The following is an 18,914-nucleotide window of genomic DNA, read 5'->3' as shown; positions in this document are numbered from 1 at the left end:
GCCGATGTCCAACCGCGTACGGCCGCGCCCAGCAGCAGCAAACCGGCGACGGCGGCTTCAGAAGCTGCCACCCCGACGGCGCCCGGCTGCCCGGCTGCCGGACGGGTGGCCGAGGCGCATCGCCTTGGTTGCACTGGGCCTCCTCGTCGCAGCCGTCGCAACGACCTGGATGCTGTGGCCCGATCCCGAGCCCCGCCAGCGGGAATACCTCAACGCCACCGCATGCCTGCTCACCGACGGCGCGGGTATCAGCGACGATGCGGCCAAGCCGGTCTGGGCCGCCATGCAGGAAGCCTCGGTCTCCAGCCTCGTCAAGGTTCAGTACCTGGCGGTCAACGGCCCGCAGACGGTCGACAACGCCCGAAACCACGTCGCGTCGCTGGCCGGCAGCAAATGCGGCCTCGTCATAGCCACCGGCCCCGCCCAGATCGACGCCGTCGTGGCCGCCGCGCCCGCCTATCCCAAGGTGCGGTTCGTCACCATCGGCGGAAGCGCCACGGCGGCCAACATCACCGTCATCAGCGACAGCGCTGCGGACAACCTTCGTACCGCCCTGAAGCATGAGGTCACCGCGCTAGCCGACTCCGCGTCCTGACCACGAAACTCGTGGGCGGCTTGATCGGCCCGAGGGTGTGCCGGTTGAACTCGTACAACTCCTCAGCGGGCACCCACAGCTGCTCCGGTAATCTCTTCGGTCCGCCCAAAGATCACCGCCCAAAGAAACCCTGGTCAGATGGCTGCCTGTGAGACTCGAGTCTCAACTGCCCATACTTCTTAGCCGAACTGCTTCGGAAGAGGTGGTTGAGCCGGCCGGTAGGCTCGGTGTCAGTCGACAGAAGCCGTATGCGGGGAGCCGATGGCGCAGGATCTGGTCTATCTCGTCGAGGGGTCGGTAGCGACCCCCGCCGTCCGCGTCTCCCTGGCTGAGGCGGGGCTAAAGGAACGCGAGGACCTGCAGGAATGGGTGGTGGTCCACCCGGAGGTCATCGGCGACGGTGTGCGGGTCATCACGATCGAGTACGACAGGTGGTCCACCGGCTCTGGGACTAAGGCGTGTTTCATAAGCCGGGTCAGAGCCACTCGCAGATGATGGTGATGGTCAGGACGGCCTGGAACCGGACGGCTAACTTGTCGTAGCGGGTGGCCACGCCGCGGTGGCGCTTGAGCCTGCTGATGCCGTTCTCGACGGCGTGTCGCATCCGGTAGAGGTTTGGGTCGAACTTCGGCGGCCGTCCGCCGCGGCTGCCTTTGGCTTTGCGGTAGGCGTCCTGGTCTTTCTTGCTCGGGATGCACGCCTTGATGCCACGCTTGCGCAGGTAGGCGCGGTTGCCTCGGCTGGTGTACGCCTTGTCGGCCAAGACCAGGTGGGGGCTGGTGCGAGGCCGGCCCACTCCGAGACGAGTCACCTTGATACGGCGCAGGACCGGAATGAACTGCGGGCTGTCACCACGATGCCCGGCGGTCACGACCATCGATAGGACCTTCTGTCCCTGCTCGCAGGCCAGATGCGTCTTGGTGGTCAGCCCGCCGCGAGATCGTCCGAGGGCATGATCGGCGGGTTCGTCATGCACACCGCCGGGTGGCTCTTTCTGCAGGTGGCCGTCTCTGCGGGCGCCTGCGGCGTGCTGGTGTGCGCGGCTGGTCATCGAGTCCACGCTGACCGTCCAGGCGATCCGGCCTTGCGCATCGCCGATCGCCTGTGAAGCGGCCAAGATCCTGTCCCAGGTTCCGTCGCGCTGCCAGCGACGGAACAGGCCGTAGACCGTCTGCCAGGGTCCGTACTCGGCCGGCACATCACGCCAGGGCGACCCGATCCGGATCCGCCACCTGATCCCGTCGATGAGCTGCCGTCTCTCCCACTTCGGCGGACGACCCCTCACCGACGCGGCAGGCAGCAGCGCAGCAAGCCGCTGCCACTGAGCGTCGGTGAGGTCGTGCCGCCTCGTCACCGCTAAGGTGGCCACGAGGTCTCCGGTATGAAGTTCGAGCTTGGTCGCTGAACCGTTTACCGGAGACCTCTTCAGTTATCGATCACCGCCACGCCGTGACCTCACCGGCCACCCACGACTTCTGAAACACGCCTTAGAGCTCCTAACGAAATGATGTTGGGCGTGTCCTCGGGACGCGAGGATCGTTCTGTCTGAACGTGAGGAGGGGTGAGCAGCCGCCGTGGGTCGTCTCGGACGAACTCTGGGCCGAGGTCGCACCGCTGCTGCCGCCCCGTCCGCCCCGGCGGCGACGGTTCCCGGGCCGCAAGCCTCTCGATGACCGCAAGGTGCTGTGCGGGATCTTGTTCGTGCTCTACACCGCGATCCCGTGGGAGTACCTGCCCCAAGAGCTGGGTTTCGGCTCAGGAATGACCTGCTGGCGCCGGTTGCGGGACTGGAACGACGCTGGCGTGTGGCAGCGCCTGCACGAGGTGTTGCTCGGCAGACTCCGCGCCGCGGGCCAGTTGGACATGTCCCGGGCGGTGATCGACGGCTCCCACGTCCGGGCGCTCAAGGGCGGCCCAAAACCGGTCCGAGCCCGGTCGACCGCCGCAAGCCAGGCTCGAAACACCACGTCATCACCGACGCGGGCGGCATCCCCCTCGCCACGGCACTGACCGGCGGCAACCGCCACGACGTCACCCAGCTCATGCCCCTGGTCGACAAGATCCCCCGCATCAAGGGCATCCGCGGCCGGCCCCGGCAGCGACCCGACCGCATCTACGCCGATCGCGGCTACGACTTCGACAAGTACCGCCGCGAGCTACGGACCCGCGGCATCACACCTGTCATCGCCCGACGCGGCGTCCCACACGGCTCTGGGCTCGGCACCCGACGCTGGGTCGTCGAGCAGACCATCGCCCTGCTGCACTGGTTCCGCCGCCTGCGCATCCGCTGGGAGATCCGCGACGACATCCACGAAGCGTTCCTCACTCTCGCCTGCGCCATCATCTGCTGGCGCCGACTCCAACGCTTAAAGAGTTAGGAGCTCTTAGAGCAGTGAGCGCGGCGTCAATGTCGTACAGCTTGGCGTTCGACTGGAAGAACCACACCCGCGCCTGCTCCATACGAGCATGTTCCCACCTGCCCTCACTGCACTCAACGCTGCACATGCCGAGACGGCATCTGTTCAGGGCGCTGGCCCTTATGGCACCCAGGCCTGACCTTGGTCTGATCGAGGGCGTCGCTCGTACCCGATGCCACCGATGACCCCGCCACGAGATGACGCTTGCATCACCTCGACGAGAAACAACCTGGTCCGTTGCCCTCAGCTGGTCAACTCAGGGATGCGCTTCTCATCGACTATCACCACACCACCGACCGCCATCAGCGTCCATGTCGGGTTGAAACGCGACCCCGAGTCACCCAGACCGATGGCTGCCGCAAACTGGTACTGAAACTTGAGTTCGCCAGACACGGCTTGGCGAATCTTCGCAAGGTCGTCAGGGTCGCCACCTGGCGCCCAGATCTTCTTGATCTCCATGAGCAGCAGGTTGTCTCGGACATCCTTCGACCCGCGCCGATGGATTGCAACGTCCGGCCGCATCGTCGAGGCGTCGGAGTCCAGCCCCCGCCTCTTTTGCTGACCGCGAACCCCCTGCCTGTCGTATTCGCAGTCAACGCGCCATCTTGAATCAACGCGTTGCTCGAGGTAGACAGCAATTCGGAAGGCACAGGACCACTCACCTACGGAGTAATCCAAGAGGTCCAGGTCACTCGCACGGAAATCGCTTAGCGCGCCGCTGACCCAACTTGAGATCACAGGAACGACATCTTCGAGGCTTTGCGCACTGCCCTGCTTGCCCTGCACGACGCCACCGCCTTCGGGGTCTCAGAGCGTCAAGGCTATGCGGATGGAGCGACGATAGCCAATTGCCGCACCACACTGCGCGGCGGAAGCCCGGGTACCGAGGATCGCTGCGTAGAGCCCCGCGGGCTTAGTCTTCGCGCCAGTGTTCCTCGTAGTGCCACTCTTCCTCGTACCAGACTTCTTCGTAGCCGCCGCCGTCGTAGTCGTCGCTGCGGTCGCGGTTGAACCAGGCGTAGCCGATGCCGACGACAGCGAGGAGTCCGACGAGACCGGCAACACCTTCGGTGCTCACCGGGTGGACGTTAGCGGCGGGCACCTGCCGGAGGGGTGGTGCTGTCGGCTAGCTGACTGCCCGGCTCCGGGCGTTGGCCCGATCAGGGCGCGATGAAGCCGCCTCACCCCTCAGCAGGGGTGAGGCGGGGGCGGCCTGTCGGCTTGCCGGCGACTCGCTGCTCGATGTGCCCGTCGACGCCGACGTCACTGACCTGGAGTTCCCGGAAATCCACCGAATGGTCGCCATGCGCGAGTTGATCAACCAGGGTGACGCCGAGGCGTGCCGTGAGTTGGCGATCGTCAAACTGCACGCACGTATTGTGCTTCAGCGTGCGCCCCACGCTGGGTGCCCGAGCCGCAACGGGCGACGAGGTCTTGAGCGAGGAGATGTCGAAGCCCCAAGCGCTGGCCGAGTAGTCCAAGATCGGTGCGGTACCAGGATGTTCCGATGATGACGTGGAGCTCGAGACCGCGGCAGAAGGTACGAGCTCCCCGCACCTCCATGCCGTCGGGCAGGACGAGGCGAGGCGGTTCACCAGCAGGTATCACCGTGGCGGCATCGATCTGGAATGGGACTGTAAGACGAACGGGATAACCCCCTGATCAAGGAGCAGCAGCACCTGATGTCCGAAACATCGATGGTCGCCGTGGATACTGCCGCGGCATGGACAACGGCAGACATAGCCCTCGTTGCGAGGGCGGCCCGATAGCATCGCTTCCGCTGCAATGAGTGCGGCTCGCAGCACCGCGTTCAGGGCTGGCCAGACCAGGTGAGCCGAGTCGATACCGGTGCCCCTTCTTACGCGAGCAACTTCGGTAACCGGGTCTGTCAAATTCGCGTCAGACTCAGCTGGCGCCGTTGCATCGATCCACGCCATCGGGAAGAGTCGCTCATTAGCGGCGCCGTCGGTGGTCCTTCGTTCCGGAGGTTGGCATGGGTGTCACCTGGGCGCAACTGCTGCTGCTCCTGCTCCCAGTCCTCGCTGGCGCGGTCATCGGCGTCTTTCCGACGCTGCTGCTGGAGCGGATCCGGATCGCATCCGCTCTGCGTACCCGCTGGGACCAGGACCTGCAGAAGGTATGTGCTGAATTCGCTGCCTGCACCCGGCGCATCATCGATCTGGCCGAGGAGCCGACCGGCAACGAGGATGCCCTTGAAGCGGAGCACCGCATGCTTCAGGTACACATGGCGGAGGTCCGTATCCTCGGCGGGCTCGATGTACAGGCGGCGGCCCGCGGCATCGTGGCATCCACGCACGGCCTGCGTATGACGGCGTCCACGAAACCCGCGGACGCCGCTCGGCATCGCAGCCGGACCCTCGACAGCCTGTTCGCCTTCTACCGCGCCGTACGCCACCAGCTCAAGATTCCCGACGCGGACGAGCTCGCCCCGATGAACCCGGGGACGACAACGCAATGAGAGCGTTCATCAGCTACTCGCACGTACCGGACGATCGGCGATTCGCATCTTGGCTCTACGACAAGCTCAAGGGAGACGATTCAGCCCTCGATCCGCTCATCGACCGTAAGAACCTCGCGCTCGGACCGCCGTGGCGGGAGAGCCTGCCGGTACTCATCCGCGGCTGCGACATCCTGCTCTTCGTCCGGTCGCGGTTCAGCCTTAGCTCGCCGTACTGCCGCTTCGAGGTGGAGGTCGCCGATCACTACGCCTTATTGATCGCGGTCCTCGACATAGAGGCCGACACGCCGCCGTACGAGTACACCGACCGGTACAGCAGCATCGACTTCAGTCAGGGCCGGGAACTCGGACTGGCCACGCTCCACGAGCGCGTTCGACAGTGGCAGAGCCCCGAGGTGCAGGACCAACTGAAAAGCTACCGCCTGCACCGGGCACAGGACCGGAAGCTGCGTGGGCGGGGAGGCACGCCCGCGTCGTCGACGTGGCAGGCCGGCGAGACGCGCGGCGATCCCTGGCCGATCCAGATACATGGCCACGAACGGCCCCGCCAAGACCTGCGCGGATTCCTCGCCCGCGACGACGTCGGCATCATCGTCGTGTCGGGGCCTGAGGGCATCGGCAAGTCCGCGATCGTCCGCAGCGAATTGGCGGAGCTCGAAGGCATGGACGGTCCGACGATCCATTACCACGTGGCTCGGCCTGGCAGGATGCTCGGCGCCGCGATCTTGGAGTCCGTCATCACGAATCCGGCCCGAGCCCGCGAGCAGGACGGCTCCGCCAGCGACAACCCTGCTCCCGACATCGACGAACTCCTCGACCTGGCTAGCGACACGGACGCCATTCTCGCCATCGATTCCTTCGAGAACCTCGTCGACCGTCACGGCACCGGTGTGCACGACCTCGACCTTGAGGAACTGCTTGAGAGGATCTCCCGGATGCCAAGCCATCGCCTCAAAGTCTTGGTGGTTACCCGGGACCTGCCGCGGCCGCGGCACCGCAGCAACTGGCTGCTCACCGCTCGGCACGTTCGCGTCGACAACGGCCTCGATCCGGAGAGCTTCGGCCGGCTGTTGCAGGACCTCGACCGACGGTCGGATCTGGTGCCGCCGACCACGCCGGACACGGTCATCGCCGACGCGTGCCGGCTGTTGCACGGGCGCCCGCGGCTCGCCGAGTTCGTCTACGCCCGTGCCTCTCGCGGCTTCGACACCATTCATGAAGTGGTTGCCGAACTTGAGGCGATCGATCCATCCGGCACGGCGGAGTACGTCTTCGACGAGTTCATTGCCGCCCTCGATGGCCATGCCAGGATCGTCTTGGAGGCGCTGGCCGCGCTCGGGACGCCGGTTGACGAAGCGACGATCCGGCACATGATCGTTGAAGCCGCGACGATCACGCTCGAGCCACGGCGGCTGAGCAATATCCTGCGCTGGCTGGTCTCGCGCAATGCCATCAGCACCGCGGCAGGCCTTTTCTACCTCCAGGATCCGGACCGGCAGCGCATATTGCGATGGATGCCGCTCGAGGACGACGACACCCTGGACGTGCCACGCCGGGGCCGCTGGACCCTGCTGACCACGGCCGCGGACGTGCTTTGGCGGCAGCGTCCGGAGCGCCCCCGCAGCACCGACGAGTTCGACCACCCCATCGCGGCGATCAATGCGCTGATCACTGCCGAGGAGTACGAGGACGCCGCCGGGCGCATCGACGAGATCGACCGGCATCTCGTCCGGTGGAATCGCAGCCCTCTGTTGCTCCAGCAGCGCCTGCGGCTCCGCGGCCGGCTCCCCCGGGATTTCCTGGAGTTCGTCAACGACACGGCCATCGGGGAAATCTACCTGGATAACGGCCTGTACCGCGAGGCCTTGATGATCCTGCTGCGGGCCAAAACGCTGGCGGCCTCGATTCCGTCCGAGGAGTTGAACTGGGCGACGCACGTCAACCTGGGCACGGCGCTTATGCGTGTGGGACGCACGAAGGACGCCCTCGCTCAGTACCGACAGGCGCTGGCGATCGCCGAAACGCGGCATGACCCTGCGGAGCAGGTCCTTGCCCTGGAAGGTATCGCCAACTGTCACCGCCGGTGGGGCGAGCTCGACGCAGCGTTCGACCACCTACACCGAGCGTTGGCGCACGCCGGCGTTGACACCCGGTTCCGGCTGAACCTGCGCCTGGCACGCTGGTATGCCATGGAGGGCGACCCGCGGGCCCGACAGCATCTAGCAGCCGTAGCGGAGGAAAAGGCCGGCGACCGGGCCCGCGCGGCGTACCTCGACCAACTCGGTGACCAGCTGCTCGCCGAGGGGGACATCGAGGCGGCGGCGGCCCGCGCGACGGAGGCGGAAGTCATTGCCCGGCGAGTTGGTGACCCGATCCTGCTCCAGCGTGCACGAACCACACTCGCGTTCGCCTCGCTGCAGTCCGGCACGCCGAGCGAAGCCCGACACTGGGCGGTGCTGGCGGCCCGGGACCGCCCGGGCGGGCGCAACCTGCTGATCCTGGCCCTGCGCGCGCTGACCGCCCTGCGCGCAGGCGATCGCTTCTCGGCACGCGAGGACTTCGGCCTGCTAAGGGACGAGGCCGCAGATCGGATCCGGCAAGACCCACGCGACTTCGCCGCCGAGGGATTCCTGGGCCTCGCACTCTGCGGCCGCCACGTCTGCACCGATGAACCGCTCGAGCACGCCGTTCGCTCACTGAGCCGGTACGCGCACCCCACATGCGATAACGACCAGGCAGCAACGCGGCGGACCCCGGCTCAACTCACCGCCCGCTTGCGGACCCTGCTCACCTGCCTCGCCGAATGTGCTCGGCCGAGAACGCTCGACCGAGCACTACAGGCGCTCGATGCCTAGCAACCACACGGGCTACTCGCGGCCATCGGCGACCAACCAGCCGAGCGTCTGGGCACGAATCAATGCCTCGGTTCGCGTCTTGACCCCGATCTGAGCGTAGAGGCGCTGGAGCATGCGGTACATCGCGCGCTCCGAGTAGCCTTCCAGCTCAGCGAGTCGGGCAACTGTGCCACCGGCCGCGAGCGCGCGTAGCCACGAGAGCTGACGCGCGGTCGGGCGCTGTGGAGAAGCGGTCAACGCCGGTGTGACCCGCAACTCGCGGACCACGTTGACCGGAAGCTGAGCCAGACCAGCGGCCGCAGCTTGGATTATCCGCTGCAACCCTGCTGGCGGCGCATCCCGCCCGAGCACCGAGTGGGCACCGGCTCGCACCGCCTGCGAGCCCAAGACACCGTCCTGCTCCGGAAGCAGCGCCACGATGAAAGCGTCACTGCCAATCCCAGCGATGTCGGAGAGCAGCAACCAATCCGGTCCGGCCGCCAACGTGATGACGACGATGCACCCGTCCCGAGCCCGGACCCAACTGGCGAGGTCCGAGGGTGCCACTACCTGATGGCCCTCCGCAGTCAGGGTGGCCGCCACCCCCGCCCGGAACAGCGGCAGGGGATCCGCGACGGCTATCCAGACCACGTCGTCGTCAGAACCCCTTCACGTGCTTGTCGCTCGCTCGTCGAACCAGGGTCTCACAGCACCCTGTCCGCTCTACGCGACGCGGCGGCGATCCACTCAAACGGCCGGGAGAAAGACATCATCCGGCCGCTTGCCGGTCAGGTTTCCGCTCGCATTCACGTCGTGGACCTGCCAAGGGGGCGATGCCTAGCGTCGATTGAGACGACCTTAGGGGGCGGCCATGGTCTTTGACGATGAACGCGGAGACGACCCGTATCGGCGGCTCTGGTTCGACGACGAGGCACGGCTCGACCCGCGACGCGCCCGCTCCGATCCTCCGGTGGAGCTCGCCGAGGAAGCTCAGAAGCGGATTTTTGAGGTCTACCACGAAGACCGGAACAGGCCGCCGCAAGATATAAGGCGGGCGGTCAAGCGCCGGTATGGCCTGAGTGTCACGACCCAGCAGGTAGAGGCCGTCTTACGACAGTCGCCTCCCGTGAAGTGAACCGCTCGTCGCTGGCCATGCCGAGCCTCACCGAGGTAGCCCACGGCGGCCTTGTCCAGCAGGGCCAGCACCACGGAGATCGCCGTCGGCGAGCCCTCATTCGACCGCGTACCGGCCAGCCTGTGCGGCGCGAGCAGGGCCGTCTGCCACCGGCGCCGGTCAGGAGTACCGTTCGTTGAGGGTGAGGACCTCTTCCCAGTTTGTGCCGACCAGCGTGCCGTCGGAGAACACCGTCGCCGCCTCGTTCGTCTGAGAGCCTGCGCCCAACAGATCGAGCATCGATGCGCGAAGTCCCCCCACGTTTCCTTGCACAGCCCTCCGGATCCGGGCGGCGACCGGATCCGATCATCGAAGCCAGATGATGGCGGCGGTCAGGACGAGGCTGGCGCGGTAGAGCGACGCCCGTTTGGCGTAGCGGGTGGCCAGGTCACGCCACTGCTTGAGTCGGTTAAAGCAACGTTCCACGACGTTGCGATTCTTGTAGACCGCTCGATCGAAGGCCGGTGGTCGCCGGCCGGTGCTGCCCTTGGCGGCCCGGCGAGCGACCTGGTCTGATCGTTCTGGGATAACGTGTCGGATCCCGCGTTGCCGCAGCGCCCGGCGCGTCGAGTCGTGCGCGTAGCCTTTGTCGGCGATCAGCGCATCGGGGCGTTTGCGGGGCCGCCCTGGTCCAGGCTCGTTGACCCGGATCGCGTCCAGTAGTGATCGGCAACGGGCGTCCGCGTCCGTCGACCGCGAGGTGGATCTTCGTGCTCAGCCCGCCTCGTGATCGGCCGATGGCCCCGCCATCCTGCGCACCAGGTGTCGCCTCACTTGTCGGAGAGCCCCCTTTTTGCGGGCGCCAGCGGCATGCTGATGCGCCCGCACGATCGACGAGTCAACGCTGATCGTCCACTGCACCGGTGAGCCGTCGTCATGGACCTGCGCCGCTGCCAGGATCCGATCCCACGTCCCGTCCGCGGTCCACCGGCGCAGCCGCTCGTGGCAGGTCTTCCACGGCCCATACCGTTCCGGCAAGTCACGCCACGGAGCACCCGTGCGCTTCCACAAGATCCCGTTGATGACCTGCCGGTGATCCCTCCATCGTCCTCGCGACCCGCCAGGCCCCGACAACAGCGGCCCGATCACCGCCCACGCCTCATCGGTCAACTCACCGCGACGCACCACCGGCACATCGTCAACGATCAACCACTACAGGATCGGCAGGACGCGTCCTAGAGGCAGCGGCGGTAGCTCTCTGCAGCCCCTGTGAAATCCGGTGACGCAGGGCGGTCCGGAGCGAGATCACCGGAGCCGTTGCGGTGGTCGAGGGCAGGCTCAGTTTGCCGGCATGCCCTCAACCACGTCGCCTCCCATCAGGCGCGTGGTGCAATCGCTTACCCGGCCTACAGTCACCGGTGCGCCGAGTTGAGGCGAAGCCGCACGCTGCCCCTCAGGAGCTGCAGGTGTTCAGCATGCTTTGCAGGGCGGACTTCTCCGACGACTGCAGGCTCAGCCCCCAGTTGTACTTCACGGTGATCCACATCTTGCTGTAGGTGCAGCGGTACGACGACAGAGGCGGCTGCCACGTCGACGGGTCCTGGTCACCCTTGGCCTGGTTCACGTTGTCGGTCACGGCGATCAACTGCGGGCGGGTCAGGTCATTGGCGAAGCTCTGCCGCCGGCTGGTGGTCCAACCGCTGGCGCCCGAGCGCCACGCCTCAGCCAGGGGCACGACGTGATCAATGTCGACATCGGAGGCGGCGGACCATGTTGCGCCGTCGTACGGGCTGTACCAGCGGCCCGAGGTCGCCGCGCAGCTGCTGTCGGTGACCACGGACGTGCCGTCGCGCTTGAGGACCGTCTCGCGGGTATTGCAGGCACCGCTGATGGTGATCCAGTGCGGGAACAGATCCCGGGAGTACCCACTCGTCGACCCCTCGCTCTTTACCGTCAGAGCGTTGAGCTGCGACTGGGCGCTCGCCTTGGACGGAATGCCGGGAGGTGTCGCCGAAGCCACCGAGGCGTCGACGGCGGCCAGGCCGGCGCTGGCGACCATCACGGCCGCTGCGCCGGTCAGGGCACGCCGTGCCAACGCAGATGTGGTGAGTCGTCGGGTGAGTCGCATGAGTGCCTCCTCGGGCATCCGTCGTGGACAGCGACCATCTCACCCCATCATGTCCATCGACAGTCACCACTGTGAAGAGTGGGGAAGGCTCCCGCGAACACTGATCACAGCCATTCCCTGTCCGCACCACCGGCCCCGGGGGGAGCACACGCCGGTCCGCTGCCCCGCCGCCGATCGCGCCTGTCGAGATGGCGACGAACCGGCGATCAGCGACGATCCGACGTCCTAAGGGACGTCTCGTAACTGGTTGAAGGCGTTGCCCGGCACCGGGCTGGTGGTCAGCCGGCGAGGATGATGTTGTGGAGGTTGGCGATGCCGGAAGCGGCGTCGGCCAATGTGTGGGCGGCGCGGCGGTAGTCGCGCAGGATCTTGAAGCACTTCATCCTGGCCAGGGCGTGTTCGACCCCTGCTCGAACGGTGCGGTGTTCGATGTTGAGGGCTTCTTTCCAGTCCGGCAGAGTGCTGCCGTCGGCGGGCTTGCGGTACGGCATGATCACCTCCGGGTTACCGCGGTAGCCGCCGTCAGCCATCACCGGCCGCCCGTCCAGCTTCTCGGCGATGCCCGAGGTGCGGTAGACGATCGTGTCGTTGCGGTTGCCCGGCTGCGGGTCGCCGACGGCGATGACCAGACGGGTGCTGGCGTCGATAGCGACCTGCAGGTTCGTCGAGTACCGGTAGTTCTTACTCCGGGCGGCCAGCCGGTGATCGCGGGTGGGGATCAGAGTCCCGTCGACGATCGCGATCTGCTCGACCGGCCGTTTACGCACCGGCGCCAGGGCCAGCAGCGGCGCGAGAGTGTCGATGACCCGATGCGCAGCCGAGTGCGACACCCCGAACAGCGGGCCGACCTGCCGCATCGTCAAGTTCGTCCGCCAGTAGGTGGCCACCAGCAGCACCCGATCGGCCAGGTCCAGGGCCCACTGCCGACCCGGCCGGCCGTCAGCGATGCCGTCACCGCCACGCTCGGCGACCAGCCGGACCAGCCTGCGGAACTGGGCGGGCTGCAACCCGGTGAACGGAAAGATCCACTCAGAGTGGGCCGCGGTGATCACCTGCACCCAGGCATCCTGCCCGATCGTCCTCAACAGACAGACACCAGGGTTACGAGACATCCCTTAGAGTGCGACTCTCAGGCTGGCACGACACCTGCAATTCCGGGAGCGACGGTGGCCAACAACCTGATCGTCATGACATGGAACGTCGAGAACCTGTTCCCACCCGACGACACCGACACGTCGGCGCCCGACACCTACACCGCGAAGCTCACCTACCTCGCCGGTCTGATCGCCGGCACCGGCGCCGACGTCGTCGCCCTTCAAGAGATCGGCAGCCTCCGGGCCGCACAGGACCTGCAAGCTGCCCTCGGGGAGCCCTGGCAGGCCGTCGTGTCCTCCCACCCGGACAGCCGCGGCATCCGCGTCGCCGTTCTCGCCCGCCATCCCCTCACCGAGGAAGCGCAGATCCTCGCGCTGCCGCCCTCCGGATTGCCCGCGGTCCCCGACGTCGACGGCGACACCCTCACCCACATGGGACGCGGAGCACTTCAAGTACACGTCGACTGCGGCGGCGCCGGGCTGCGCCTGCTGACCGCGCACCTGAAAAGCAAACTGCTCACCTACCCGGGCGGGCGACGCTACCCCCTCAACGAAGACGAACGCGCCCGCGGCGCCGGCTACGCCCTCCTGCGGCGCACCGCCGAAGCCGTCGCCCTGCGCGTACACCTCAACGAGGCCCTCGCCGCAGCCGCCACGAACGGGCAACCAGGCATGCCGACCATCCTCTGCGGCGACCTCAACGACGGCCCCGACGCCATCACCACCGTCCTGCTCGAAGGCCCAGCCGACGGAGACGTCAACCGCCCCGACAAAGGCGACGCCGTCCGGCTGTACAACCTCGGACGACGCCTCCCCCCAACCCGCGCATACTCCCGCATCTACCAAGGCAACGGCGAACTCATCGACCACATCCTGGCAACCCGCGACCTCCAACTCCAGCTGACCAACATCGACTCCCTCGTCGACGACATCACCTCCATCGGCGCCTCCACCCGCAGCCGAGAGAACGCCGTCGTACCAGACCACGCCCCCGTCGTCGCCCGATTCCACGGGTAAGACGGGCGGCCGGGGAAACGCAGCGACCGACGCTGCGCCAAGATGTCGTCGAGCTCGGCGGCGGTGGCGACGCGATAAATGGCAACGTTCGTTGGGCGAGGGCGTCCAGAAGACACGACTGACTCTGCGGCCTCTCGTCTCCCAGGGCACGTGACCGGCCGTTAGCTGATCTTCGAGGTGCCCCCGCAGAATACGAACCGGCCACGCCGGTTTAGAAGTGTGGACGCAGGCGGAAGCCGCACGGCATGACCTGGAAGGACTTGCGCCGCCACGCTTGCCGCCACGTCCAGGAGCTGACCGCCGTTGACCGTCCTCACCCACTCGATCGGGCACGCGAGGGGCACGCGATGCTTCGCTCGTCGGCCGTCGGGCGAAGGCGTTCCCACTGCGGGTCGTAACAGACCAGCCCATGGTCTGCCGCCATACGAGCCGCCTCGGCCGACACCTCCTCGCACATGCTGTACCGCATGGTGAAGTAGACGAAAGGACCCGACGCCTCGTCCATCAAAGGACCAGCAGACCACGGGCTCACATCGTGCTCGTCATCAGACATATCGACCCACCGCTCAAGCAGCGCCAAGACGTAGGCACGGATACGCGGGGTCGGCAGAAGTTCCTCATCCTCCATGTACAGGGCGTAGAGCTGGTCGTAGGCCTCACCCGCAGCGCCGTCGTCAATCGGCAGCTCGCCCTCCCAGACCGCCAAGTCGTAACTCATGCCGGCAGTCTGCCCGCCATGCCCGATGCAGCGGTAGATGCCAGCAGGCTGACGCTGGCCAACCTGTGGATTATGAGATCAAATCGCCCATTCCGTCGGCCTGGCACATGGCTGTCTAGCAGCGGAAACACTTTTCGGCATCTCGCACTACTCCCCCTGTCCGTCGACCTCTTGCGGACTGGATGCGGACCGCCCGCCTATGGATGATCCGCTCGGTAGCTCGGCTCGACGGGACGCAGACGGATCTGAGGCCGCCGCTCAGCTATATCGATGATCTCGAACTCCGTAACGGTGTCGAGCGTCGGCCACTGCGCCGCGTCGTAGGGCAGCATCAGGACATCCACGAAGCCCTTCACGGCAAGACCGAGGTCAACACCGACCCCAATTACGCCGGGACTTGGAACTTAAAACACGCGACCGGTCAGGCGTTGGCCTACGTGCAACTGCGTGCGTAGTTCACGCCAGTCCTCGCTGCTGTCATCGCCACCACCCACGGCGCGATCATCGCAGTCCGCACTGTCAGTTTGGAGCGGCATCCCTGAGGAGGGCCGGGGGTTCGGGGCGGAGCCCCGAGGTCTTCATGATCCTGGACGCTCCGACATACTCCCGTCGTGAACCAGGACGACCCACTGAGCGATCGGCTGCAAGTGGCGGGGCACGTTGTCGTCCTCATGGCAGTGCTCCTCATGCCGCTCCTGTGCTGTGGCGGGTTGTTCGCGAACTGGCTGTGGAACAACTGATCGTCCCTGGCCGGCCGGCCGACGCCTGCCGGAGGTCGCCAGCAGGCCGGGGCCGGGCCGCTTGCGGACCCCCCCTCCATCAGGACCTCCCGATCGGGTGGCCCGCCGTAGCGCTCTTCTCGGGCTCAACAGAGCGTCAAGCCGCTGGACTCGCCAAGTCACACGGGTATCTCAAGTCGATGCGGTGCCGATCGAAGATCGCAGCCCGGCAGCCACCCGGCGGACCCGCTCGCGTCCTACTGACGGTCATAGATGCCCGGGTTAGCGCCCAGATGCCCACGGGCGTGATCGTTCGTGCGACGGGAAGGCCGGGGCGCAGCCGTTGTACCAAGATCGCGGCGCGGAGCGGACTCCTGCTGCGCTGCAGCCTCCCGTGCTAAATCGGTGGCGGATCTGACGAGCAGCCAACGGCACGTCTCCACAATCGCCCGTCGAGTCGGTGGAGTGAATGCCGAGCATGCGGACGAAGCAGCTGTCCGCATGTGCGCCACCGGTGAGCGTCTCCCGTACCTACACATCTCGGTGTTCGTAGTTGCGCCGCGCTGAACATCGAGTGACCCTATGTGCGCGATAGTCACGCTGATCATCGCCATAGTGGTGCGCACAGTCCCGAGGAGGCGGTGCTATGGGCCAGACCCCGCGGATGCTCCAGCCGTCCCTGTCCGAGCGCCACTTCTTCGGTGCCGAGCTGCGTCGGCTGCGGGAGCGGGCCAACCTCTCCCAGGCGCGACTCGGCGCGATGATCCGCTTCAGCGCCGACCTGGTGCGTCGGATCGAGACAGCGGACCGCTTTCCATCCCGGGAATTCGTCGAGGCCTGCGACAGGGCGTTGGAAGCCGGAGGGGCCTTGACCCGCCTGCTACCTCTTCTCGAGGAAAGTCGCAACAGGGAGAACATGCGGACAACTTTCCCGAGCGGTTCTGGCAACGCAGACACCCTGCTGCCCGCCCAATTGAAGGAGAAGCCCGGGGTGGCGGGCATGGTCGTCCGTGTTCCCTTCCAGCCCGGTGTCCTCGATCGCGCCGCCCTTGACTGGCTGGACGCTGCGGCGGACCCTCGGCCGCCCGTGGTCGGACGACCCGGATCGCCTGACCAGGTTGACGAAGAGGATCTTCATGCGGCGGAGACCGCTCTGGCGATGTTCCGGCAGTTGGACCACACCCACGGCGCCGGACGAGTCCACGCGCAGGTGCAGCGGTACGTCGAAGGCGAACTGAACCGGCTGTTGGCGAACACTCCCACCTCCGAGGCTGTCGGCCGGCACCTCTACACGCTCGCGGCGGGATTCTTCGAGCTCTGCGGGTACCAGGCAGTCGACACCGGTGCCCATGGCCTCGCCCAGCGCCGCTACCTCCGCGCCCTACGTCTGACGGAAGCCGCCGACGACCGCCCGTACGGCAGCTACCTGCTCGCCGTGAACATCGGCCATCTCGCGCTGCACTGCGGCCATCCCGAGCCGGCACGCCGGATGGCGCTGATGGCGGTGAGAGGAAGCGAGACCCAGGCGACGCCCGCCGTGGCAGCCGCGCTGCACGCGGTGGTAGCGCGCACCCACGCCCGCCTTGGACGCGAAGGCGACTGCCTGGCCCACCTCGACGTCGCGGAAAGGCACCTGGCCCGTGCCAAGCCCGAGGACGAGCCGGCGTGGATCGGGTACTTCGATGCGGCGTACCTCGCCGACGAGATCGCCCATTGCTTCCACGACCTGGGCCGACCGCAGCACACCCAACGGCACCTGGGCGACGCCCTCACCGCCCTGAGCCCCACCCACGTCCGGCGACTCGCCATCGACACCGCGCTCCTGGCCTCGTCGCTGGCCGCCGCCGGCCGCATCGACGAAGCCTGCGCCACCGCACGCGAGGCAGTCGACCACGCCGCACGAACCACCTCACACCGTTGCCTGCAGCGCATGGTCGAGGTGCAGGCCGACCTCGAGCCCTACCGGTGCGAGCCGGAGGTCCGCGAGTTCGGCGAGTACGTGCGTCACCGACTACCGCTGGCGGCCGTGTAGCCCCCCGTTAGTCGTTGGCCGCATCCGCCATCACCGAGCGGTAGTGACCCAGCTCCGCCTCCAGCGCCGCGCCCGCTCGACGGGACGACGCCACATAGTGGCCGACATCGGCAAGAAGCAACACCTCAGGTGCCATGCCGAGAGACGTCAACTCGCCGGCGAGTTCGCGGACATCCTCGACCACGGCCACCTCGTCGGCGGTGCCATGAATAAGCAGCACCGGCCGTTGGACAGCAGCGGCACGGACCCGGCCAGCACCACCTCGCAGCCGCATCGCGTGCGCCCGCTGGAACCGGGGCACCGTCTGCGCCCACCGGTCAGGATCCACGATCGCCGACACGGCCGTGGCAGCGGCGAACGGGCCGTCCTGGGCCACCGCGTGCAACGCGGTGTAGCCGCCGGCGCTGGCACCACGGATGAACACCTGCCCCGGCACCGCCCGCCCCCTCGACAGCAGGTGAACCGCCACCGCCGCGCAGTCGCCGACATCGTCCAGGCCCCACCGGCCGTAAAGCGATTCCCGGAATAGCCGGCCATACCCGGTGCTGCCCAGGTAGTCGACATCAACGACGGCGAACCCGCGACTGGTGAAGAACTGCACCTGCCAGTCCAGGCGCAGCAGGCAGGACGCGGTCGGCCCAGGATGCGCCCGCACGATCACCGGCGCCCGCCAGTCCGCCGCCGAGCCCGTCGGCGGATACACCAGGCCAAGCACCTCTCGCCCACTGGCCACTCGAACGCGCAGCTCCGTCGGCGTCGATACTCGCGTACGGTCGAGTCCCGCGTGCTCCGGTCTGGCAAGTACCTCCGCCCGGGGGTCAGCGCCCGCCAGGTCCACGAGAGCGACCTGCGGGGCTGCGGTCGGCGACGATCCGATCAACGCCACTGTCGTCCCTCGAACGGCCAGGTAGGGCTTGATCGACGTGTAAGGAAGGTCGACCGGGCGGACAGTGCCGTCGGGCTCGATTACGACAAGACGGTGTCGCGGCCCTTCCTGCACCGCCGCGACAATCCGACCCTGGTCGAGGAACCCATACGACGTGTAGCCCAACTCCCACGGCTCTGCAGCGCACTCACCTGCGATCGACGCCACAGCCTCTACCTCAAGGCCGTTCCATCGATAGAGGTTCCACCAGCCGCTACGGTCCGACACGAAGTACAACGCTCCGTCGGGCCCCCACTGCGGCTCCACCGCGGATTCCTCTGGACCGCCGGCCAGCTTCACAGGGTTCTCGACCTCACCTTGCGGTGAGTAGGAGGCGGTCCACACCTCGCAGGCATCCCATGGCATGTCGCGCTCACTCCAAGCGGTCCAAGCCAACCGACCTGGGCCTGGCCGAGGAGCACCGAGGAACCCTGGGGACGAGACGAGAGTCCGCATCTGCGAGGCGCAAGTGAACGACACAGCGACGAGCTGGTCACTCTGCTCCGACTCCCGTACAGCCAGCAACTCGCCGTCACCGATTGTTAAGTCGCCGAAGCATCCGTGGCTGACTAATTCGGGTTCATTGCTATAAGGGCGGCTTCGGTACAGGCCGTCTCTAGCGACGCACCACAACGTCCCCGCGGCAACAGCGAACGATCCGCCTCCGTACGCATGCACTTCGCTGGCGACATCGAGGTTTTTCGGACTGACGTCACGCTTGCCATCGCTTGCCCGCCAGCGTGTCACCGTAGTACCTCGGTCCGCTCCGGGGCGGGTCTCAAGCCAATAAAGGCCATCTTCACCGGTACGTAGCTGGTCGTAGCTAACCGAGGCGCGGACGG

Annotated in this window: 19 protein-coding genes and 1 pseudogene; 10 read left to right on the top strand and 10 right to left on the bottom strand. The window is 66.8% G+C overall.

All coding sequences use genetic code 11. The features are described from left to right. Positions 1-4 precede the first annotated feature (4 nt). Both ACN27D_RS28310 and ACN27D_RS28305 read left to right on the top strand, forming a co-directional pair. The gene (locus ACN27D_RS28310) at positions 5-595 is read left to right on the top strand and encodes a hypothetical protein (RefSeq protein ID WP_421500440.1); all 591 of its coding nucleotides are present in this window, start codon (positions 5-7) and stop codon (positions 593-595) included. A 261-nt stretch (positions 596-856) separates the two neighbouring features. Continuing rightward, entirely contained in the window at positions 857-1,090 is a 234-nt protein-coding gene (locus ACN27D_RS28305) for a hypothetical protein (RefSeq protein ID WP_421500439.1), read from the top strand. Here the strand turns inward: ACN27D_RS28305 and ACN27D_RS28300 are convergent. Beyond that, positions 1,071-1,949 carry an IS5 family transposase gene (locus tag ACN27D_RS28300; RefSeq protein WP_421501207.1) on the bottom strand — a complete coding sequence of 293 codons (879 nt, stop codon included), beginning with the start codon at positions 1,947-1,949 and terminating at the stop codon, positions 1,071-1,073. The two genes, ACN27D_RS28305 and ACN27D_RS28300, sit on opposite strands and share 20 nt — an antisense overlap. Positions 1,950-2,146: 197 nt before the next feature. Between ACN27D_RS28300 and ACN27D_RS28295 the strand changes: the two genes are divergently transcribed. Continuing rightward, positions 2,147-2,973, top strand: a protein-coding gene (locus ACN27D_RS28295; protein ID WP_085985943.1) for an IS5 family transposase whose coding sequence is annotated in 2 segments (ribosomal slippage) — positions 2,147-2,510 and positions 2,510-2,973 — 828 coding nt in all. Because the reading frame shifts where the segments join, the coding sequence is not laid out codon by codon here. Between the two features lie 282 nt (positions 2,974-3,255). Here ACN27D_RS28295 and ACN27D_RS28290 read toward each other — a convergent pair. The 3 genes from ACN27D_RS28290 to ACN27D_RS28280 form a co-directional block, all read right to left on the bottom strand. Beyond that, entirely contained in the window at positions 3,256-3,798 is a 543-nt protein-coding gene (locus ACN27D_RS28290) for a hypothetical protein (RefSeq protein ID WP_421500438.1), read from the bottom strand. 127 nt (positions 3,799-3,925) lie between these two features. Continuing rightward, positions 3,926-4,090, bottom strand: a complete 165-nt coding sequence (locus ACN27D_RS28285) for a hypothetical protein (protein WP_421500437.1) — start codon at positions 4,088-4,090, stop codon at positions 3,926-3,928. A 103-nt stretch (positions 4,091-4,193) separates the two neighbouring features. Further along, on the bottom strand, positions 4,194-4,493 hold the full coding sequence (locus tag ACN27D_RS28280; protein ID WP_421500436.1) for a hypothetical protein: 300 nt from the start codon (positions 4,491-4,493) through the stop codon (positions 4,194-4,196). A gap of 512 nt (positions 4,494-5,005) precedes the next feature. Between ACN27D_RS28280 and ACN27D_RS28275 the strand changes: the two genes are divergently transcribed. Then, on the top strand, positions 5,006-5,491 hold the full coding sequence (locus tag ACN27D_RS28275) for a hypothetical protein (protein WP_357711452.1): 486 nt from the start codon (positions 5,006-5,008) through the stop codon (positions 5,489-5,491). Continuing rightward, positions 5,488-8,346 (top strand): toll/interleukin-1 receptor domain-containing protein, encoded by a 2,859-nt coding sequence (locus tag ACN27D_RS28270; RefSeq protein ID WP_421500435.1) that lies wholly within the window; start codon positions 5,488-5,490, stop codon positions 8,344-8,346. The genes ACN27D_RS28275 and ACN27D_RS28270 overlap by 4 nt, the downstream gene beginning before the upstream one ends. Positions 8,347-8,358: 12 nt before the next feature. Here the strand turns inward: ACN27D_RS28270 and ACN27D_RS28265 are convergent, their stop codons facing one another. Next, positions 8,359-8,976, bottom strand: coding sequence for a DNA-binding response regulator (locus tag ACN27D_RS28265; protein ID WP_421500434.1), 618 nt, complete (start codon positions 8,974-8,976; stop codon positions 8,359-8,361). Between the two features lie 220 nt (positions 8,977-9,196). Between ACN27D_RS28265 and ACN27D_RS28260 the strand changes: the two genes are divergently transcribed. Beyond that, positions 9,197-9,460 (top strand): hypothetical protein, encoded by a 264-nt coding sequence (locus ACN27D_RS28260; protein WP_357711477.1) that lies wholly within the window; start codon positions 9,197-9,199, stop codon positions 9,458-9,460. A gap of 345 nt (positions 9,461-9,805) precedes the next feature. Here the strand turns inward: ACN27D_RS28260 and ACN27D_RS28255 are convergent. The 3 genes and pseudogenes from ACN27D_RS28255 to ACN27D_RS28245 all read right to left on the bottom strand — a co-directional run bounded on the left by ACN27D_RS28255 (position 9,806) and on the right by ACN27D_RS28245 (position 12,625). Beyond that, positions 9,806-10,624 (bottom strand): annotated as a pseudogene (locus tag ACN27D_RS28255) (IS5 family transposase). A 268-nt stretch (positions 10,625-10,892) separates the two neighbouring features. Continuing rightward, positions 10,893-11,567: an HNH endonuclease family protein gene (locus tag ACN27D_RS28250; protein ID WP_421500433.1), complete on the bottom strand. Its 675-nt coding sequence runs from the start codon at positions 11,565-11,567 to the stop codon at positions 10,893-10,895. Positions 11,568-11,845: 278 nt separating this feature from the next. Continuing rightward, on the bottom strand, positions 11,846-12,625 hold the full coding sequence (locus ACN27D_RS28245) for a transposase family protein (RefSeq protein ID WP_421498245.1): 780 nt from the start codon (positions 12,623-12,625) through the stop codon (positions 11,846-11,848). Between the two features lie 108 nt (positions 12,626-12,733). Between ACN27D_RS28245 and ACN27D_RS28240 the strand changes: the two genes are divergently transcribed. Next, the gene (locus tag ACN27D_RS28240) at positions 12,734-13,678 is read left to right on the top strand and encodes an endonuclease/exonuclease/phosphatase family protein (protein WP_421500432.1); all 945 of its coding nucleotides are present in this window, start codon (positions 12,734-12,736) and stop codon (positions 13,676-13,678) included. A 313-nt stretch (positions 13,679-13,991) separates the two neighbouring features. Here the strand turns inward: ACN27D_RS28240 and ACN27D_RS28235 are convergent, their stop codons facing one another. Then, a complete protein-coding gene (locus ACN27D_RS28235; RefSeq protein WP_421500431.1) occupies positions 13,992-14,396 on the bottom strand; it encodes a hypothetical protein in 405 nt (134 codons plus the stop codon). Between the two features lie 203 nt (positions 14,397-14,599). Here ACN27D_RS28235 and ACN27D_RS28230 point away from each other — a divergent pair, with 203 nt between their 5' ends. From ACN27D_RS28230 to ACN27D_RS28220, 3 genes are all read left to right on the top strand, one after another. Next, positions 14,600-14,851: a hypothetical protein gene (locus ACN27D_RS28230; protein WP_421500430.1), complete on the top strand. Its 252-nt coding sequence runs from the start codon at positions 14,600-14,602 to the stop codon at positions 14,849-14,851. A gap of 156 nt (positions 14,852-15,007) precedes the next feature. Continuing rightward, positions 15,008-15,136, top strand: coding sequence for a hypothetical protein (locus ACN27D_RS28225; protein ID WP_334463822.1), 129 nt, complete (start codon positions 15,008-15,010; stop codon positions 15,134-15,136). Positions 15,137-15,761: 625 nt separating this feature from the next. Then, positions 15,762-17,147 carry a helix-turn-helix domain-containing protein gene (locus ACN27D_RS28220; protein WP_421500429.1) on the top strand — a complete coding sequence of 462 codons (1,386 nt, stop codon included), beginning with the start codon at positions 15,762-15,764 and terminating at the stop codon, positions 17,145-17,147. A gap of 7 nt (positions 17,148-17,154) precedes the next feature. Here the strand turns inward: ACN27D_RS28220 and ACN27D_RS28215 are convergent, their stop codons facing one another. Then, positions 17,155-18,438 carry a S9 family peptidase gene (locus ACN27D_RS28215; protein ID WP_421500428.1) on the bottom strand — a complete coding sequence of 428 codons (1,284 nt, stop codon included), beginning with the start codon at positions 18,436-18,438 and terminating at the stop codon, positions 17,155-17,157. Between the last annotated feature and the right edge of the window lie 476 nt (positions 18,439-18,914).

The sequence above is a fragment of the Micromonospora sp. WMMD1274 genome, from assembly GCF_049179035.1.
GTDB classification, from domain to species: domain Bacteria; phylum Actinomycetota; class Actinomycetes; order Mycobacteriales; family Micromonosporaceae; genus Micromonospora; species Micromonospora tulbaghiae.
The sequence above is the reverse complement of the archived record's forward strand: the minus strand, read 5'-3'. Positions and strand labels throughout refer to the sequence as shown.

Coding starts and splice junctions, on each gene's coding strand:
- ACN27D_RS28310 (WP_421500440.1), top strand. CDS start 5: ATGTCCAACCGCGTACGGCCGCGCCCAGCAGCAGCAAACCGGCGACGG.
- ACN27D_RS28305 (WP_421500439.1), top strand. CDS start 857: ATGGCGCAGGATCTGGTCTATCTCGTCGAGGGGTCGGTAGCGACCCCC.
- ACN27D_RS28275 (WP_357711452.1), top strand. CDS start 5,006: ATGGGTGTCACCTGGGCGCAACTGCTGCTGCTCCTGCTCCCAGTCCTC.
- ACN27D_RS28270 (WP_421500435.1), top strand. CDS start 5,488: ATGAGAGCGTTCATCAGCTACTCGCACGTACCGGACGATCGGCGATTC.
- ACN27D_RS28260 (WP_357711477.1), top strand. CDS start 9,197: ATGGTCTTTGACGATGAACGCGGAGACGACCCGTATCGGCGGCTCTGG.
- ACN27D_RS28250 (WP_421500433.1), bottom strand. CDS start 11,567: ATGCGACTCACCCGACGACTCACCACATCTGCGTTGGCACGGCGTGCC.
- ACN27D_RS28235 (WP_421500431.1), bottom strand. CDS start 14,396: ATGAGTTACGACTTGGCGGTCTGGGAGGGCGAGCTGCCGATTGACGAC.
- ACN27D_RS28230 (WP_421500430.1), top strand. CDS start 14,600: ATGATCCGCTCGGTAGCTCGGCTCGACGGGACGCAGACGGATCTGAGG.
- ACN27D_RS28220 (WP_421500429.1), top strand. CDS start 15,762: ATGGGCCAGACCCCGCGGATGCTCCAGCCGTCCCTGTCCGAGCGCCAC.
- ACN27D_RS28215 (WP_421500428.1), bottom strand. CDS start 18,438: ATGCCATGGGATGCCTGCGAGGTGTGGACCGCCTCCTACTCACCGCAA.